This window comes from Anabaena sp. AL93 (assembly GCF_001672085.1).
Classification (GTDB): Bacteria; Cyanobacteriota; Cyanobacteriia; order Cyanobacteriales; family Nostocaceae; genus Dolichospermum; species Dolichospermum heterosporum.
This window is the reverse complement of record NZ_LJOU01000016.1, coordinates 37,025-55,033: the sequence shown is the minus strand read 5'-3', so window position 1 is coordinate 55,033 and position 18,009 is coordinate 37,025. Positions and strand designations below refer to the sequence as shown.

Annotated in this window: 24 protein-coding genes; 8 read left to right on the top strand and 16 right to left on the bottom strand. The window is 37.5% G+C overall.

Annotated elements, in window-relative coordinates; all coding sequences use genetic code 11:
• Positions 1-28 precede the first annotated feature (28 nt).
• The 6 genes from AN486_RS06205 to AN486_RS06180 form a co-directional block, all read right to left on the bottom strand.
• Complete coding sequence (locus tag AN486_RS06205; protein ID WP_290599656.1) at positions 29-514, bottom strand: hypothetical protein; 486 nt, start codon at positions 512-514, stop codon at positions 29-31.
• A 151-nt stretch (positions 515-665) separates the two neighbouring features.
• Entirely contained in the window at positions 666-1,157 is a 492-nt protein-coding gene (locus tag AN486_RS06200; RefSeq protein WP_027400933.1) for a hypothetical protein, read from the bottom strand.
• Between the two features lie 343 nt (positions 1,158-1,500).
• Positions 1,501-1,806: a hypothetical protein gene (locus AN486_RS06195; protein ID WP_053538951.1), complete on the bottom strand. Its 306-nt coding sequence runs from the start codon at positions 1,804-1,806 to the stop codon at positions 1,501-1,503.
• Positions 1,807-2,676: 870 nt separating this feature from the next.
• Entirely contained in the window at positions 2,677-3,084 is a 408-nt protein-coding gene (locus AN486_RS06190; RefSeq protein ID WP_290599654.1) for a hypothetical protein, read from the bottom strand.
• 37 nt (positions 3,085-3,121) lie between these two features.
• Positions 3,122-3,379 carry a MoaD/ThiS family protein gene (locus tag AN486_RS06185; protein ID WP_290599652.1) on the bottom strand — a complete coding sequence of 86 codons (258 nt, stop codon included), beginning with the start codon at positions 3,377-3,379 and terminating at the stop codon, positions 3,122-3,124.
• An 8-nt stretch (positions 3,380-3,387) separates the two neighbouring features.
• The gene (locus AN486_RS06180; RefSeq protein WP_053538954.1) at positions 3,388-3,576 is read right to left on the bottom strand and encodes a hypothetical protein; all 189 of its coding nucleotides are present in this window, start codon (positions 3,574-3,576) and stop codon (positions 3,388-3,390) included.
• A gap of 87 nt (positions 3,577-3,663) precedes the next feature.
• Between AN486_RS06180 and AN486_RS06175 the strand changes: the two genes are divergently transcribed.
• Complete coding sequence (locus AN486_RS06175; protein WP_053538955.1) at positions 3,664-4,995, top strand: Rieske 2Fe-2S domain-containing protein; 1,332 nt, start codon at positions 3,664-3,666, stop codon at positions 4,993-4,995.
• Between the two features lie 96 nt (positions 4,996-5,091).
• On the opposite strand, the gene AN486_RS06170 is transcribed toward AN486_RS06175, so the two are convergent.
• The 4 genes from AN486_RS06170 to AN486_RS06155 all read right to left on the bottom strand — a co-directional run bounded on the left by AN486_RS06170 (position 5,092) and on the right by AN486_RS06155 (position 7,840).
• The gene (locus tag AN486_RS06170) at positions 5,092-5,673 is read right to left on the bottom strand and encodes a DnaJ domain-containing protein (protein WP_053538956.1); all 582 of its coding nucleotides are present in this window, start codon (positions 5,671-5,673) and stop codon (positions 5,092-5,094) included.
• Between the two features lie 104 nt (positions 5,674-5,777).
• Positions 5,778-6,371, bottom strand: coding sequence for an ATP-dependent Clp protease proteolytic subunit (locus AN486_RS06165; protein WP_027400925.1), 594 nt, complete (start codon positions 6,369-6,371; stop codon positions 5,778-5,780).
• Between the two features lie 86 nt (positions 6,372-6,457).
• Entirely contained in the window at positions 6,458-7,111 is a 654-nt protein-coding gene (locus AN486_RS06160; RefSeq protein WP_168636071.1) for an ATP-dependent Clp protease proteolytic subunit, read from the bottom strand.
• Positions 7,112-7,150: 39 nt separating this feature from the next.
• Positions 7,151-7,840 carry an ATP-dependent Clp protease proteolytic subunit gene (locus tag AN486_RS06155; RefSeq protein WP_039202028.1) on the bottom strand — a complete coding sequence of 230 codons (690 nt, stop codon included), beginning with the start codon at positions 7,838-7,840 and terminating at the stop codon, positions 7,151-7,153.
• 930 nt (positions 7,841-8,770) lie between these two features.
• Here AN486_RS06155 and AN486_RS06150 point away from each other — a divergent pair.
• From AN486_RS06150 to AN486_RS06135, 4 genes are all read left to right on the top strand, one after another.
• Positions 8,771-10,189, top strand: a complete 1,419-nt coding sequence (locus AN486_RS06150) for an HlyD family efflux transporter periplasmic adaptor subunit (protein WP_290599646.1) — start codon at positions 8,771-8,773, stop codon at positions 10,187-10,189.
• Positions 10,190-10,258: 69 nt separating this feature from the next.
• Positions 10,259-11,413, top strand: a complete 1,155-nt coding sequence (devC, locus tag AN486_RS06145; protein ID WP_039203688.1) for an ABC transporter permease DevC — start codon at positions 10,259-10,261, stop codon at positions 11,411-11,413.
• A gap of 1 nt (position 11,414) precedes the next feature.
• A complete protein-coding gene (locus AN486_RS06140; protein WP_290599643.1) occupies positions 11,415-11,567 on the top strand; it encodes a hypothetical protein in 153 nt (50 codons plus the stop codon).
• Positions 11,536-12,252: a DevA family ABC transporter ATP-binding protein gene (locus tag AN486_RS06135; RefSeq protein WP_027400919.1), complete on the top strand. Its 717-nt coding sequence runs from the start codon at positions 11,536-11,538 to the stop codon at positions 12,250-12,252. Before AN486_RS06140 ends, AN486_RS06135 begins: the two co-directional genes overlap by 32 nt.
• A gap of 143 nt (positions 12,253-12,395) precedes the next feature.
• Here AN486_RS06135 and AN486_RS06130 read toward each other — a convergent pair whose 3' ends face one another.
• Positions 12,396-13,184, bottom strand: coding sequence for a hypothetical protein (locus AN486_RS06130; RefSeq protein WP_152540406.1), 789 nt, complete (start codon positions 13,182-13,184; stop codon positions 12,396-12,398).
• 105 nt (positions 13,185-13,289) lie between these two features.
• Here AN486_RS06130 and AN486_RS06125 point away from each other — a divergent pair, with 105 nt between their 5' ends.
• From AN486_RS06125 to AN486_RS06115, 3 genes are all read left to right on the top strand, one after another.
• Positions 13,290-14,102, top strand: a complete 813-nt coding sequence (locus AN486_RS06125) for an HAD family hydrolase (protein ID WP_290599639.1) — start codon at positions 13,290-13,292, stop codon at positions 14,100-14,102.
• Between the two features lie 501 nt (positions 14,103-14,603).
• Positions 14,604-14,942: a Mo-dependent nitrogenase C-terminal domain-containing protein gene (locus AN486_RS06120; RefSeq protein ID WP_053538960.1), complete on the top strand. Its 339-nt coding sequence runs from the start codon at positions 14,604-14,606 to the stop codon at positions 14,940-14,942.
• A gap of 9 nt (positions 14,943-14,951) precedes the next feature.
• Positions 14,952-15,224 (top strand): cupin domain-containing protein, encoded by a 273-nt coding sequence (locus tag AN486_RS06115; protein WP_053538961.1) that lies wholly within the window; start codon positions 14,952-14,954, stop codon positions 15,222-15,224.
• Between the two features lie 68 nt (positions 15,225-15,292).
• Here the strand turns inward: AN486_RS06115 and AN486_RS26630 are convergent, their stop codons facing one another.
• From AN486_RS26630 to AN486_RS06095, 5 genes are all read right to left on the bottom strand, one after another.
• The gene (locus tag AN486_RS26630; protein WP_335337442.1) at positions 15,293-15,526 is read right to left on the bottom strand and encodes a Uma2 family endonuclease; all 234 of its coding nucleotides are present in this window, start codon (positions 15,524-15,526) and stop codon (positions 15,293-15,295) included.
• A 2-nt stretch (positions 15,527-15,528) separates the two neighbouring features.
• On the bottom strand, positions 15,529-15,876 hold the full coding sequence (locus AN486_RS26625; protein ID WP_335337443.1) for a Uma2 family endonuclease: 348 nt from the start codon (positions 15,874-15,876) through the stop codon (positions 15,529-15,531).
• 121 nt (positions 15,877-15,997) lie between these two features.
• Positions 15,998-16,429 carry an NUDIX domain-containing protein gene (locus AN486_RS06105; RefSeq protein WP_053538962.1) on the bottom strand — a complete coding sequence of 144 codons (432 nt, stop codon included), beginning with the start codon at positions 16,427-16,429 and terminating at the stop codon, positions 15,998-16,000.
• 8 nt (positions 16,430-16,437) lie between these two features.
• Entirely contained in the window at positions 16,438-16,890 is a 453-nt protein-coding gene (locus AN486_RS06100; RefSeq protein ID WP_039201939.1) for a DUF3531 family protein, read from the bottom strand.
• 59 nt (positions 16,891-16,949) lie between these two features.
• Positions 16,950-17,873, bottom strand: coding sequence for a Sll0314/Alr1548 family TPR repeat-containing protein (locus tag AN486_RS06095; protein WP_290599634.1), 924 nt, complete (start codon positions 17,871-17,873; stop codon positions 16,950-16,952).
• Positions 17,874-18,009 lie beyond the last annotated feature (136 nt).

Sequence of the window (18,009 nt, the reverse complement as noted above, 5' to 3'; positions counted from 1 at the left end):
CAAGATGCCTGTACCACAAGAGATATTTTTATTGTTCATCAGTATCAGATAAGGATTTAAACAACAACTCTTGTAAATCATCAGTAAAAGATTCAAAATTAAGGTTATTTCTCATATAAATAGCATTTAATAATTGATCTGTTGCCCTTTCTGTTGCTTCTTTGTTTCTAAAGTCTTCTATATCTTGATATTCTTTTTTGTAAGGTATATTATTTAATTTACTGTCAAAATAATGCTTATTCAGTGCCTCTAATAATTCAATTGGCTTATATTTTTGCAAATGTCCAAAAAACCATAAATTATCTTTATCTGGATTAGTAGTATTTAAGTTACGTCGCAACCCTAAAACACGCTCTAAATTGGTTCTAGGTAAAAAAGATAAGGAGCAAGCTAAAGCACAAATACAAAGAATAATTGTTGTTAATAATAACCCAATTTTTAATGAATTAGGCAGACTTTGTGCTGTGGATAAAATGGTTATAGTAGCAGTAATCGCAGCGCCAGAAAAAGCCAAAAGAATGAAACTCTTACTCTCTGCGACTCTGCGCCTCTGCGTGTTCGCGCAGCGTGCCGTAGGCATAATAAAATCATACTCTTAATCAGCAACGCCCATATTTGGTTAAAGTATAAACCGTTTTCAGTATAATGCTCGAAATTGGTAAAATTTATCTAATCAGTCTATTTTGCCACCGGGTAATGGCTCGCAAATATGCGATAATGGGAATCTGATAAACTTCAATAAAAATCCAAATAATAATTCCTAAGTGTGCCAAAAAAGTTAGCACTGTCCAAACAAATGGAATCCATGACAGGGGAACATGAGAATGAGGAGGAAAATAATATGCTGTCACCCCTATTAAGGTAGTTGGTAAAAGAATAAAAGCAATTGCAGATAAACCATAACCCCAACCTAATTCCACAGTTCCTAATCGTGCTTGCGTCCACCTCAATCCATTCCAACTCCAAACTAAAGGCGGTTCTCTAGAAGGCATTTTAATTTGTTGTAATTCTAAATTAACTGTAAAAATCTCATTACAGAAATCACAACACATAGCTTCCATCATCAACATTTGCGAAATTTTACCCACGCGACATACTGGACATGGATAATTTTCTTGAAAGTTTAAAGATGTTGATAAAATTGAAGATTTTGCCATAATTAAACTACTCCTTTTTTAATATCAGTGATAAGATCTCCGACTTCTGACATTAATTTATAATTTGCGGACATAATAAATAAAAGAAGTCGGGGATCTTCTGATAATTTTTTTAATAAAACAACCTAGTTTCTTGATAAAACCAGGTTGAATTTGATATAAGAGTAAGCCACAAAATAAATGATCCTGTTTTGCCATGCTGAGTGTAGTGTAGCGAAACGAAGCATCTCAAGAGATTCTTCACTACACTTCGTTTCGCAATGCCTCTGGCACGCTGCGCGAACAGAATGACATTGGGTATTTCTTTTTGTGAAGTTCTCTAATGAAAATATTGGAAATGTAATTAGTCTAGAAAACCCATCAAAAGTTCGGAGTCATCGAAGGTGTTCGGTGCTATTGGCCGATTTCCGAAGACAGAATAGTTGTCAGAAACTACCAAGGCGCTAGAACCAATGGGACGAATACCAGACAAGTTAATACTATCAACTACTTGGAATGTGTTTGCACCTATGGGACGAATTCCCATGGAGTTGAAGGTATCAACTACTTGTAAAGTGCCAGTGGTAATGGGACGCATTCCAGCCACTATGATTGTTCCCTGAGAACTTTCTTCAGTATTACTGATATTATCCTGATTATTTTCTGTCATTTTTATTTCTCCTTTGTATGAGATGACACTTGTTCAAACTGAATCTTTGTTTGTTAAGTGAATTTTACAATAATTAAGGAAAGAAGTATTTTTTTCCTATATATTTAGAGTCTAACCCTAAACCAGCATATATCACAGGTTGAATCTGAGATTGATAGATTTTTTTGTGCGGTTAGAATTTTGATTATATCAGCTAATGTACATTTATTTTGGTACAAAGAGGTTATCTCAATTTATAAAATTATTTTATCTTTTCTATACTAAACACGGGTGAGATTTAAACTTTTGCCAGATGACAAAGAACCCGGATGTGTAGGGGGAAAGCAAGAGCTTCATTAGTGTCAACTTAACGTAAAACCCATAGCCCGCCTGGGAATGATAGCGTAGCGTGGCGTTAGCCATATTCCCAGTCTAATAGCAAAAGTTGTCTTTTGATGACTAAATAACCCGAAAATTTTTGAGTAAACTTTAGTTTACTTTCGCTATTAGCCCGGAAATATGGCTTACGCCCCGCTACGCTATCATTTTCGGGCGGGTGTGGAAGCCAACAAATAAGCCATCTGTAGCCTAAGTTGACACCAATGAAGCTCTTGCTTTACCCCTACGTTTAGAATCAAACAATCCAGCCGTTTTGAATATATGTGGTCTTGTTGAACCAAGAATCCCCGTGTCTTTAGAGGATGTTTTAAAAGTGGTATCCCATAATTTTCATCACATTTTTACCCCCCTTTCCCCTTGTCAAGGGGGGAAACAAGAAAAATCTGGTTTCCTCCCCTTCACAAGGGGAGGGTTAGGGAGGGGTAAAACATTTGATACGGCAATCATGACTTTTCAAACACCCTCTTAGACCGGGGAGTGTCAAACATCCCATTAAAGAATTAAGTAACTCTGCCATTTGGATTGAGGATCTTGATGGTTTTTTTCTGGTATTAATAACCGCCAACTTTTACCTTCTTTTTGAATTTGTAGATAAACTTCAAAGGGTTTTTCAAGTTGTTTAAAACTGCGTTTTGGTAGTTTCACGGTAAAGTCGTAATTTCCCTGTACCCGATAAGCTGGTAAGTTTTCAATGGTGAGGGGTTGTTGTTGAGTAATATATATACGCTGAATATTAAATTGTTGGAAGTTTAAATCTAGCTGTTGGTTAAGTTGCTGTTGGGTTTGTTCCAGTTGCAGGGCGATCGCTTTTTGCACTAATTCCGGTGTCGGTAATAAGGCAATACTAGTACAAGCTGTCAGCAAAATTATGAAAATTGTTGTAAAAATTAATTTAATCATCTTTAATTTCTTGTGAATGTATTTGAATATATCCTCATTAACCACCATTCACTGGAGGAATTAAAACCACCTCATCACCATTTTGGAGAATAGTATCTGGTTCAACAAATTGTAAATTCACGCCAAAGCGGGTTATTTCTCGCCATTTGCTTAATTTTGGGTGTTCAGCAATTAGGCGATCGCACACCGCTTGCACAGGTGTACCATAGGGAAACTCCCACACTAACTCATTCACTCCATAAACTTCTTGATAAACAGCAAATAACTTAACGGTGACAGCGATAGATTGGGACATATAATTTTTTATACAACCTGATAATTTAATTGTTGGGGATTATTGTAAAATGAGGTTTTACTCATTATTCCCAGTCCACCCCAAATGGCAAAATGACTACGGTTACAGATTTGGTCAAAAGCAAAGTTAATTTCTGATGTGCGTCCGACAAAATGTTCTGGAGGAACTGATTTACCAGGAAAAAAGGGATTTGACATGGTGAATTTGAATAGTCCGATAAATTAAAATTTTTGGGATAACAATATAATATCAGTAGTCTACTTGTTTTATCTCTTAGAAGCAATATGCAATCTGAATTCAACTTTTTTCAGCATTGGTATCCTCTCATACCAATCGAAGATATTAATCCCCAGCGACCAACATCCCTCACTTTACTAGGAATGCGCTTGGTGATTTGGAAACCCAGTAACTCAGAAACATATCGGGTATTTTTAGATCAATGTCCCCACCGTCTCGCACCATTAAGCGAAGGTAGAATAGAAACTAAAACAGGTAACTTAATGTGTAGTTATCACGGTTGGGAATTTAATGAAAATGGCATTTGTCAGCGCGTTCCCCAAGCAGAAAACCCAGAACTTATTGCCAAAAATCAAGAAAATTTTTGTGTTATTTCCTTTCCAGTTCGTCAACAACAGGAACTACTTTGGGTGTGGACAGATCAAAAAACAGCAGCAATAGCTGAAAATACACCCTTACCTTTATCACCCCAAATAGACGCAGAAAAAGGATTTGTGTGGTCTAATTATGTTCGAGATTTGGAATACGATTGGCAAACATTAATAGAAAATGTAGCAGATCCTAGTCATGTTCCTTTTTCTCATCATGGAGTTCAAGGTAATAGAGAAAAAGCTAGACCTATACCTCTTAATATAGTCAAATCAACCATTAATTTAATTGAAGTAAATATCGAAAGGGGTTTCCCCACAACTATTACATTTGAACCACCTTGTAGATTAGAATATACAATTGAGCTTGGTAATACTGGCAAAAAATTAGGTTTACTGGTTTATGCTATTCCTGTATCTCCTGGTAAATCGAGAATAGTTGCTCAATTTTCCCGCAATTTTGCTAAGACCTTACATCGCTTTATTCCTCGTTGGTGGAATCATATTCATGAAAGAAATCTAGTATTAGATGGGGATATGATGCTACTAAATCAGCAAGAGTATTTATTACAGAAGAAACAATTACATGAAAGTTGGAAAACGGCTTATAAATTACCAACAAATGCTGATAAGTTGGTAATTGAATTTCGCAATTGGTTTGATAAATATTGTCAGGGTAAATTGCCTTGGCATGAAGTAGGAATTAATGTCAGTGAACCTACACCTATTAATGATAATCATGGGGAAATGTTGGATAGATATAAACAACATACCCAGCATTGTAGTAGTTGTCGAAGCGCAGTTAAAAATCTAGAAAGGTTGCAAATAGGACTTTTAGCATATTTTGTAATTGTTATATCTGGGGTAGCTGTATTACCAGATCATTGGCGGTTACAGCTAGGTTTGCCACTGCTAATTACTGCACTTTTAGGTTTAGGTGCTTACAGTTGGTTGAAATTTTCGCTCATTCCTAAATTCTACTTTGTAGATTACATCCACGCACAGAAATAAACAATTCAAAAATAAAGAATGAATCAATAATAAACTCTTACCAATCACCCATTACCCATTACCCATCACCCATCACCCATTACCCATTACCAATTACTAAAGCTTCAATTCCAAACGTTGAAAATCTTGCTGAATTTCAGACCATAAAGTTTTATTGTACGGGTCAGTTTTCAAGGCTTTTTTCAGATAAATTCTGGCTTTTGGGAGTTGTTTTTGCGTAATTAAAGCTCTTCCCCAGATTTGATAAGCGATCGCCAACCATTGACGCACCTCCCCATCCCCCGGTAAACGCGCCACTAAAGCCTCTGCTAGAGCGATCGCCTGGGGAAACCGTTTTTCCTGTAAAAATCGCTGTAACTGCTCATAAGTCTTCCACTTTAACCGTTGTTCAATCTCCTGCAAATTTTGTGGACGAGGTGTAACCATTGTTTTCGGTGCTGCTGGTTGAGTTTGCACTTCTGTCGCACTAGTCCTTGGGTTAATTTCCTCCGGCAGTAAAACCGTTTGGAGAAACTTATAAGCCTCAGTTACCGCAATAAACTTATCTTTTGCTTTGAGATCATCTGGGTTGATATCAGGATGATACTGCTGAACCAATCGGCGATAGGACGCTTTAACATCAGCAAAAGAAACTCCCGACCTTAAACCCAATATCCGGTAATAATCTTCAAGATCCATGTTGCTTCATTTGACTTCAATTCAAAATTCAAAACTAAAAATTCAAACCGAGAAACTCAGACTTTTGAACCTTACAGCTTGAATTTTGAATCATTTTCCCCTATTTAAATACGTTCTTCAATCACACGATCAATTAAACCGTATTCCTTAGCTTCTTGAGCAGACATAAAAAAGTCACGATTCATGTCTTTCTCGATTTTCTCTAAAGATTGACCAGTATTATCAACATAAATTTGATTTAACTGGTGACGAAGCCGTAAAATCTCCCTAGCCTCAATGGCGATATCGCTTGCCTGGCCACGAGTTCCACCTGAAGGTTGATGAATCATAATTCGGGAGTGAGGCAAAGCCATCCGCTTCCCCTTTGTCCCCGCAGCCAACAGAAAAGATCCCATAGAAGCAGCTAAACCGACACAAATTGTCACCACCTCAGACTTAATGTGTTGCATAGTATCGTAAATCGCCAATCCCGCAGTCACCGAACCACCGGGAGAATTGATATACAAATAAATTGGCTTAGTTTGATCATCGGAATCTAAATAGAGCAAATAAGCGACAATCGCATTAGCGATACCATCATCTACTTCCTCCGTCAAAAAAATAATGCGCTCCCGAAATAGACGATCTTCGAGATCGATCCATTGTTCATAGGTGCTACCTGGGAGACGATAAGGAACTTTGGGAATACCAATAGGCATAGGACAATTTTAGTGAAGACTATGAAAATAGAACTGGAGAATTTCCGTCAAAGTTGAGAAGCCAGAATCCAAAATAGAGAGCAAACTCAAATAGAGCTTGGCAAATTCTTGGTACTTTCTAGCACCCGATCAATTATTCCGTATTCCTTCGCTTCCTGGGGAGTCATATAGAAAATACGTTGACTATCTTTCGAGATTTTTTCGGCTGTCTGTCCCGTATTTTGGGAAAAAATATCAAAAATTATCTTTTCTTTCTGCAACACCTCTTCCGCATTCACTTGAATATCTGTTGCTTGACCCTGAGTAGCGACACTAGACTGAGTCAGAGCAATATTGGCATGAGGTAGACTGAATCTTTTTCCCTTCGCCCCAGATGATAGAATCAATGCTGCCATACCCACTGCTTGACCCAAACAGATAGTAATAATTTCTGACTTGATGTACTGGATTGTGTCATAAACTGACAAACAAGCCCTAATTGACATCATTCCCAAACTTTCATCCATACCAGCCAGCACAGGATCACCCAAAGAATTGATATAAAGATAGATTGGCTTACTCTGATCCTCGGACTCCAGATACAGCATGGCAGATATCAGGGAATTAGCCAGAGTCGTATCCAGTGGACGATTCAAGAAGAGAATCCGCTCCTGCGCCATCCGTTGATCAATACTGACCCACTGCCACTGGTTACCACCAGGAATGTTATAAGGAACTTTTAGTGATGAATCAACAGCCATAGGGATAATTAGAAGAAATTAGAGATGATGAGAACCAACTTAAGCAATCATTGGTAAAGGTTTCGGCAGATCCTTCATGCTTTCGAGAACGCGATCAATCAATCCGTATTCCTTGGCTTGTTGGGGAGTCAAATAAAACATCCGCTCAGTGTCCTTGGCAATCTTTTCAGGAGACTGTCCAGTGTTTTGAGAGAAAATATCCAAGATAGCCGTTTTGTTTGCTAAGACTTCCTTGGCGTAAATTTGAATATCTGTTGCTTGACCTCTAGTACCACTGCGAGGTTGATTCAGGACAATAGTGGCATGAGGTAAACTAGCTCGCTGACCCTTAGTTCCGGCAGATAGAATCAGTGCTGCTGTTCCCAATGCCTGACCAATGCAAATTGTATGTACGGGTGTTTTGATATAGTTAATAGTATCACAGATAGCAAAAGCTTCCGTTTCGTAGCCGATCGCATCTCCTGTATACCAAGATGTACCCGTTGAATTGATGTAAAAGAAGATTGGCTTGTCTGGATTGTCAAATTTCAGATAAAGCAACTGAGCAATAATTAGCTTGGTTACATCAACGCCCATTTGCCGTTTGTATTCATCTGCTGAAACTAAAGGCATTCCCAGATAGACAATTCGTTCTTTTAAAAGTAGAGAAGCTAAATCTGGTGGCGGTGTCCGGTAGGAACTATCGCCGTAGTAAGAAGCCTGAACTGACTTGATGGGGGAATTTTCCATAGCAACTGATGATCTGAGATTATGCCGTTAATGTATTACATCCTAGCGCGATGCTCACCCAATTTAGGGTGCGGATTTCTCCCTGATAGTGAAAAAAGCTAGATTTTAGTGAGTCCCGCCAAAAAAAATACAGTCTATCCCAAAAAAGTCAGAAAGTAGGGGCGCAGGGCCTGCGCCCATCAATCCCCATTTATACGCCCAGTAATCCCCATCTATACGACCATCAATCCCCATTTATACGCCCATCAATCCCCATTTATACGCCCATCAATCCCCATTTATACGCCCATCAATCCCCATTTATACACCCAGTCATCCCCATTTATGCGCCCATCTATCCCCATTTATTGTTCTTTTTGAGAAAAAATAACCTATTTACGCCATGATGTCCTAAGATGCTCCCAATTGCTATTACCTTATCTGTAAAATGCGTTACGTTTTCCCTCAACTGATAAATGTAGAATTTAGATGAAGTTATCACCACTGAGACTTCTGGGAGGAAAAATAACGTTAATCACTAAAATTCCTAGTTGTCTGGTTTCGGCTGATAATTAGTAATTATTAATTGTTAAAATTCTTACCTATTTACTCAAAAGTTTTATTTTCTCTTGTAAACTTTAACTTTTGAAGTTTCCCACATCTTCTAAAAAATAAGATGTGAAATCTCAACTACTAATGATTTATTAAATCTACCAATTATTGTATCCCAGGTTGCTTTGAGACAGAAATTTTCATGTCAAGATAATACACCTGAATAATCACAGAGTGTAGTTTATGCAAGGTTAATCATACCCAACAATAATTATAAACTTGCCAAAACAAAAGCCCCAAAAGGTGTAAGTCTTACATAAAGTTTGCTGTGGATTTTAATTACAGCTAATTTACTTTTTTAGTTTCATCACCATAATTCAGATAAATAGGTTAAATATCATGTCAAGGGTGAATGAAAAATCAAAATCCCCAGAAAAGGCACTTGAGCAGCCAAAAATTTGGTTGAGTATTGCCGTAGCTTTGCCAGTAGCTATAGCTGCTGGGTTCTTAGCTACAGCGAGAATGGAACAATTAAAAAAACTGACTTCTACTGTATCTGTAGCCCCAGTTCCTAATAGTATTACTGCCATAGGACGCTTAGAACCAAGAGGAGAAGTAGTTAAACTTTCTGCTCCAGCAGGTTTATCAGGGAGTTCACGAGTACAGCAACTTTTAGTCAGAGAAGGACAACGAGTACAGCAAGGACAGGTTGTGGCAATTTTAGATAGCCGCGACACTAGTATGGCAGTAGTAGAAGAAGCCAAAGCTAAATTGCAAGAATCCCGTGCAAATTTAGCCCAAGTTAGTGCTGGTCCACCCAGAGATGCTCAAGCTCAAAGATTCATTATTTCTCGGTTACAAGCCCAATTAGCGGGGGAAAAAGAGGCTCAACAGGCAACAATTAGCCGAATTGCTGCCCAGTTAAGTGGTGAGAAGGTTGCCCAACAAGCTACAGTCAACCGTTTGGAAGCGGAACTAATGGGACAAAGAAATTCCTTGAAAGCTAATATGGAGCGGATTAGAGCCGAACAAAGAAACGCTCAAGTAGATTATGGGCGCTATGAATTTTTATACAAACAAGGTGCTATTTCTCAGCAAGAGCGCGATCGCCGTCGCTTAAGTGCGTTAACTACAAATCAACAGTTAATTGAAAGTGAAGCTAGTTTAAAACGGGCAATAGATACTATTCAACAGCAAGTTTCCGAAGCTAGAGCTAATCAAATTAAAACCCTAGCGACCTTACAACAGCAGTTAATTGAAGCCACAGCCAACCGTAACAAAACTGTCTCCACTTTACAAAGACAAATAGACGAAGAAAGAGAAAGATTGAGCAGAATATTAGTAGTTAGTCCGCTAAATGTCCAAGTTGCTCAAGCACAAGTTACTAATGCCATTGCTTTAATGAGAAAAGCTCAAGTAGAACTTCAGCAAAGCTATGTTAAAGCTCCTAGTTCTGGTGAAATATTAAAAATTCACACCAAATCAGGGGAAATCATGGGAGCAAATGGAATTGCGGAAATTGGACAAACAGATCAGATGTTCGTAGTTGCAGAAGTTCCTGAAGATAGTATTAATAAAGTCCGTTTAGGTCAAACTGCTACTATCTCTAGTGACAACGGCGCATTTAACGGTCAATTAAAAGGCAGAATCACATCAATTGGTAGAAAAATTGGCAAAAAAGATGTCTTAAATAATGATCCGGCCGCAGACATTGATGCCAGAGTTGTAGAAGTGAAAATTGCCCTATCTCCAGAATTTACAAAGCAAGTTTCTGGTTTAACTAACGCTAAAGTCACCGTAGAAATTAATGAGAATTAACATCATATTTCTATGCCAAATATTCATGTTCAACTACTTAATTAGTATCCAGATCAAAAGATTTAGAAAATGGCAGTAAAAATACCTTTATCTTGGCTACAACTGACAAGAGAAAAAACTCGCCTAGCCGTAGCTTTGTCAGGTATTGCCTTTGCTGATATTTTAATGTTCATGCAGCTAGGTTTCCGAGATGCACTCTATTACAGTAACGTCAGAATGCACAGTAGTCTAGTTGGCGATGTGGTTTTAATTAACAGTCAATCTAATGCTGTTTTGGCTATGAAAACCTTTTCCCAACGGCGTTTATATAAGGCGTTAGATTTGCCCACAGTTCAATCAGTACATCCTATATATTTAGACTATACAAGCTGGAGAAATCCTGTTACGGGTCGTCCTCGCAGTATCTTAATTTTTGGCATGAATCCAGAAGTTAATCTTTTTGATTTACCCGGAGTTGAGGAAAATTTAAATAAACTTAAACTGCCTGATGTGGTTTTATATGACCGTTCTTCTAGGGTAGAGTATGGTCCGATCGCTGATAGTTTTAATGCCGGAAAAGTTGTCACAGCAGAAGTACGCAGAAGAAAAGTTCAGGTGGGTGGATTATTTACATTAGGGGCATCTTTTGGTGCAGATGGAAATTTAATTACCAGTGATGTTAACTTTTTGCGAATTTTTAATAACCGTCAACGGGGATTAATTGATATTGGTATTATTAAGTTAAAACCTGGGGCTGATCCCATAGTGGTAGCTCAAGAATTGCGAAGTTATCTACCTACAGATATTAATGTTTTAACTAAGGAAGAATTTATTGAATTTGAGAGAAATTATTGGGCAAGTAGTACGGCTATTGGCTTTATTTTTACCTTGGGAACAATTATGGGTTTTATTGTAGGAACTGTAATTGTTTATCAAATTTTGTATACAGAAGTCAATGATCATTTATCTGAATATGCTACGCTCAAAGCTATAGGCTACACTCAAAATTATTTACTAACTGTGATTCTTCAAGAGGCTTTTTTATTAGCTGTTGTTGGTTATTTACCTGGATTTGGCTGCGCTCTTGTTCTTTATAATGTTGCTAGAGATGCTACACTTTTGCCTATATTTATGAGTTATAATCGCGCCATTATGGTAATCATGTTAACTATTTTAATGTGTTTTATTTCCGGGATGATTGCTATTCGGAAATTAAGCTCTGCCGATCCAGCCGATATTTTTTAGATTGGTTATTGGTCATTGGTCATTGGGAAGAAATATTCCCCAACTTCCCCAACTTCCCCAACTTCCCCAACTTCCCCAACTTCCCCAACTTCCCCAACTTCTGACTCCTACACTCCCCTATTATGATCAACAAAGAACCTGTAATATCTATTAAAAATATCAATCACTACTACGGTAAAGGATCGCTGAGAAAACAGATTCTATTTGATATTAGTTTGGAAATATATGCCGGAGAAATTGTGATTATGACTGGACCATCTGGTTCAGGGAAAACGACTTTATTAAGTTTGATTGGTGGGTTAAGGTCGGTACAAGAGGGAAGTTTAAAATTTTTAGGTGATGAATTGTGTGGTGCTAGTCAAAACAAACTGGTACACATGAGACGTAAGATTGGTTATATTTTCCAAGCTCATAATTTATTGGGTTTTTTAACGGCTCGGCAAAATGTGCAAATGGCTGTGGAATTAAATAATAGTATTTCCCAATCAACGGCTATTTCTCAGTCAGAGGAAATGCTGGCATCTGTAGGTTTGCAAGAACGGGTTAACTACTATCCAGATAATTTATCTGGTGGACAAAAACAAAGAATAGCGATCGCTCGCGCCTTAGTCAATCATCCTCCCCTAGTCTTAGCCGATGAACCAACAGCCGCATTAGACAAACAATCAGGACGTGATGTAGTAGAAATCATGCAGCGTCTAGCCAAAGAACAGGGAACTGCCATCTTATTAGTAACTCACGACAACCGGATCTTAGATATTGCCGATCGCATTGTGGAAATGGAAGATGGTCTTCTTACTCGTGATGCTCAAAATATTCCTTCTAAGCATAACTCATAATTTGGGTGATCCGTCTTCTTAAATACGCCTTATATTTTGCTAACCAAAAGTCTGTCTCTGTTTTGAATTTTCCGATATTTGTTAGTAATTTAAAGTGGTGATTATTTCTGAATCGTAACTGCATCAGATAAATCTACTAACTACTATTGTTTCGTCGGAGGAGTTTGACGGCTAGTTCTAAATGTCACATTTACCCCCTCATTTGACTGTTCTAGTACCAGCAACGGAGTCGGTTTAGCCTTTTGATCCCAGTGTATATAAACAATCCGACCTTGAATAGTAGGTTGCCAAGTATCGTCATCTTCCCTGGGGCTAAGGTATGTCTCTATACAATTAATAATTTGAGTAATGGTAGAAGAAGTAGCTTGAGTTGGTAACTTCACTAACCGAATTTGCGCTCGAAACAGCACCCGCTTGACAATGTTGGGCGCTACACCAGTTTCATACTCGACATCAAACGTTTCATCTACCTGCCTACCTGTGCTACTAGAAATCCCTACAGATCCTTGGTTAGCTTGGCTAGGACGCAGTGATAGAGAAATCTTATCTTTAACTTTGATTTTAATTTGATTAACTAGAGCAAAATGGAATACCTCCTCTGACATTCGCATCCGCAGATAATCTAGGTTAAATTCTCGTGAGTGAACTAAATCTGGATTAGTCTCCATTTTGCGAATAGTTTCCAAAGCCAACTTCAACTTTTTCTCTAATTCTCGCGTGCGGAATTGTTCAAATTTAAGTTTTTTATCACCCCTTTGCAGGAGGATTCTGCCATAGGCAATCACAGCAACCAGCACTAAAACCATTCCTCCACCCGCAAATAGTAGCAATGGTAGAGGTAAACTCTGAGACTCGTGGATAACAGGTGAGACTTTATTTGTCTTTGTTGTCTTAGATCCAGAAGATTGAGCCAGAAAAATCGTACTAACCATAATTTACAACCTGAAATTATTAACTACTGATATTTATAATACCCAAATCTTACTTAGTAGGTTGCTGTGGTATAAATATTTTTTACATTTTCTTGGTAATATCATATGTACAAACCTATTAGGGACTTGGATAAGCATCTTATTAATATACAGCAGTTGTCTGATATATCTACGCATTCATATCATATTTACCTACTGGCAACAGATATGGATGGAACAATCACTAAAAATGGCAAATTTACATCTCAATTACTAAATACTTTGGAGAGGCTATCCACAGCTAAAATTCCGGTCTTGATTGTTACTGGACGGTCTGCTGGATGGGTAAGCGCTATCAGTAGTTTAATGCCCATAGCCGGTGCGATAGCCGAAAATGGTGGTTTATTTTATCCATCAGATAATTCTGATCCAGTCACACTCACCCATATTCCTGACCTAGTTAACCATCGTCAAGATTTAGCCAAAACTTTTGTTAACTTACAAACTTATTTTCCACAAATTCAAGAATCCGCTGATAATTTATTTCGAGTCACAGACTGGACTTTCGATCTTACCTCACTGACAACCGAGGAACTACAAAAAATAGGTAATCTTTGTCAACAGATGGGTTGGGGATTTACTTACAGCAACGTTCAGTGTCATATTCAACCCCCAGGACAAAATAAAGCTGTCGGTTTATTAAAAGTTCTACGTCAATATTTTCCCACCTACTTCCCCGAACAGGTGATCACTGTTGGTGACAGTCCTAATGATGAAAGTTTGTTTAACCAGCGTTATTTTCCTATTTCCGTAGGTGTGGCAAATATACGCGGCTATGAAAATCAGTTACAACATCAACCTACATATATAACTACAGCAGCGGAAGGAGATGGTTTTTGCGAATTGTGTAGTTATATTCTAGAAAACTGTCAGCGGTAGGGGCGCTGTCAGATGTAGGGGCGCAGGGCCTGCGCCCAGTCACCGAGTCAGGAGTCAGAAGAAGAAAATTTCTTATTCCCTGTTCCCTGCGAGAAAGTAACCTCCACGACTTTTTTCTGAATCTGCTATCACCTAAAATTAATGTCATCATCTCCTAATGATTATGCAGTCCAGCTAGAGGAGAAAGCTAGATACATCAGTGTTTCTAGCAATTATCCCTGGAATTACTGTGCCGTTTCCCAACCATTCATGGGGATTTTATATATAAAATTACTATATTCAATATCAGGAATCCATAAGCTAAGGCTATACCATTTTTATATTTTCTTTGTTATTTTGTATTCAACTGAACAGTTCTTCAACACAAAGCCAGTTTAAATAAAAATTAGTTCAACTACTTTACCGTTCTTTAAGTTCAGTGAAAATTTCCCAGATAATTTGTTGTGCAAATTGCCACATTGGCAAAATTTTATCAATCTCATCTACATAGGACTTACCATCATGCTAAAAACAAATAGTCAACCAATGATTCTCTCTAGTTTTGTGAACCCTATCAAAGAAACCCATTCAGTTAAAAATAAGTTTGATTTATTGCAAAAAATTCGTCAATGGTTCGACGAAATTGAAATTGATAATCCTCAAGTTGCTAGATTAATTGCTAAATTAATTCCTGCCCAATGTCCCTTTGCGCGTGATATCGTGGTTTTTGGTCGGAAAATTGCTCACATTCCGCCTATGTGCAAACTCAACCCACTGTATGAGCAGTTTGTCGGCTTGCGTTTTCGCGCATTATGTTATTTAGTAGATAAGTGTGGAGAAGACATCCAATCTTATTGTTAAATACAACTCATGGAAATTAAAGTCGTACATCAACCAAATCTTGCACATCTTAATGAGTTAGATGTATTCAACTGGCCAATTTGGGAAAAGGAAATATCTAAATTTTCCTGGACTTACGATGATCAAGAAACTTGCTACTTTTTAGCAGGTAATGCTATTGTCACTCCTGATGGAGGACAAGCGGTACAAATGGGTAAGGGAGACTTAGTAACTTTTCCCGCTGGGATGTCTTGTACATGGGAAGTTACCAGGGACGTAAGAAAACATTATTGCTTTGATTAATATTTCTGCAATCTCAATAACAATAACTAATATCTGAAGATATGAATTGGATGTTATTTAGAGGTTGGCTATGAAACTATTGATCCTAAAATATCATCTACAACTAAGTTAATTTCGGGGAATGCTTGAATTGACATTTTTTCTCCTCGACTGAGTTTTTGAATGTCGCTATAACCATTTTCGCTAGGGTAGCGATAAACAATAATCGCTTGTTCATAAATATCAACTAACCAAACTTCAGTAATACCACTACTAGCATAGAGAGGAATTTTTACGTCTCTATCATATTCTGCTATCTGCAACTTCAATTAAGAGAAATATATCCTGGGGTTGAGGGGTGTCCAGATTCATAAAAATCTGCACGGGGTTGTAGTAATGCGATATCTGGTTCAGGTTCAGATAAGTTATTGAGGATAATCGGATTTTGTACAGCAATTATGACTTTTTTACCCAGTAATTGCGAAAAAACTGAATTTAAACGATTTACACAAGCTGTGTGTCTTCTACCAATTGGTGACATTTCTATAATTTCTCCATTAATTAGTTCTACTTTATCATTTTCTGAAAAAATCCCGACTTCGCTCATTTGATGGTATTGAGAAACATTGAGACGAAAAATGTTAAGGTGTGGTTTTGCTAATTGTAAAGTCATAATTAACTTCCTATATTTACCTTTAGTTTTAATATAGCAATCTTGAGTGATTAAGATCCCCGACTTCTCAACTTAATTTATTATTTAGTGACAAGATAAAAAAGAAGTCGGGGATCTAAGTTTACAAATAATCAAAAAAGACTTCAGGAACTAATCTTAATTCACCAGATTTAAACCGAGAAATATCTACCCACAATGCGCGATGTTGACGTTCTGGTGTTTCTGCAAAAGTTAAACTTTCGATTTGATAAAACTTGGAATCAGCAAAGTCACATTCATAGAGTTGAATGATTTCATGTCCTTGTCTACCGTCAAAGGTAAATAAGTTTTCAATACAAGTTAAATAGCGAATATTTGTTAATTCGGCTTGAATTTCTTCTTGAAATTCTCTAGCTAAGGCTATGCGGCTAGTTTCGCCAAATTCTACGCCACCACCTAAAGCCCGATAGAATGTTGATTGTTTTGTCGAATCGAATCCTTCAGAAACAAATATTCTATTACCATCTCGGATGAGTGCTAAAACAATCACCCGAATTTGACCTTCTTTATTCATAAATACAATTAATTATCGTAAATGGAAGAGGGACGACTTTCACTATCTTCTGTAGGCCAATCTGGATTTTCGCCACCAATGTATAGTTCTTCAATAGTGACGTATTCTTCAGTGAGTTGAGTGAGGGCGTTGATAAGAATATCTAAGGCGATCGCATCACTTGTACCTAAATCAAACCAACAACGACCCCATTCTCCTTCGTATTCAAATTCACCCATGTTGTGCATCAAAGCCATTAAACTTTTATCATAGCCTTTGGTATCATAGTCCATATAGCTGATATCAAGTCCTGTGTCTTGGATTTGCAAATTTTCAGCATTAAATCCCCCTAATTTACCTAGATAAAACCAGGAATTGAATACTTCTTCTACATATTGTTTTTCCCTTTGGGAGGGAACATTGCTGAACTTAAACCAAATCCAAACATCAAAAGGATTAAACTCGCGGAATTGAATTTGCATTTTTGTAATGGGTAATGGGTAATTGGTAGAATCAGAATTTTATAACAACTGACTACTGACTACTGACTACTAAAAGCCTGATTGCGTTCATGTTCAATTTGTTTGACTAAATTAGCAGGAAGTTGGGATTTTTTGGCTAATGCTTTGTCAAAATAAGTTATTGCTTCCTTAATTAAATTCTGGCTTTTTTCCGCTTTCCCCTTTTCATGGAGAATTTGGGCTTTAAGATAGTAAATTTCTGGGTTGTCAGCAGTTGTTTTTAAGGCGCGGTTGACATAATCTAAAGCTTGGGAGTATTGTTTCAAATCTCGATAAGCTAAAGCAATACCTCTATTTACTAAATAATTAGGAGCAGCATTTTTTTCCAATCTTTCAATTACTTGATCTGGACTAGTAAAAGGTAAATTCACAGCTAACATTAAATCCATATAGCCGCGAATCAAGTTTAACTCTGGATCATTGGCAGAAATCTCTTCGGCTCTGTCAAGATAGGTATAGACTTTCCGCAACCGACTTAAAGCTTGGGGGACACCATTTACAGTTCCTTCTCGATTCAAAATTACCGCCCCTGTCAAAAAATGACCAACCGCAGTATATAAGTTACCACGCAATGGATCACTGGCGATCAGATTTTGTCCAGTTTCTAGAGTTTTGCTGCTGTATTTTTCTAAACTAGCACTATCTTGATTTTGATATGCTAAAGAAGCCTGAATGGCGTAAATTAGAGGTTCATTGGGTTCGCTAGAGGCGGCTTTTTGTAAAGCATCTTTGGCTGTGGGATAATTTCCTTGTTGAAAAATAGCATGAAAAGCGGCTTCTGTGCGATCGCCAATTTTACGCGATTCTCGACCCCGAAAGGGATCACCCGCAAAGGAGGGATTTACCAACATATTCCAAAGGATGGAAGTAGTCACAGTCACACTTAATAAAGTAGGCGATCGCCAAAATATCCTTAATTGAGGAATTAAAACCTGTTTAAACATAATAGCCTTTCTGAATAATTACGGTTGAAATTGTTGTATCTATTACCTAAAATGCCAAAATAGTGAATTATAAATTAGTCTATTTCCGCCAAAAATTTTCATATACTAAACACGGGTGAGATTTAAATTTTTGCCA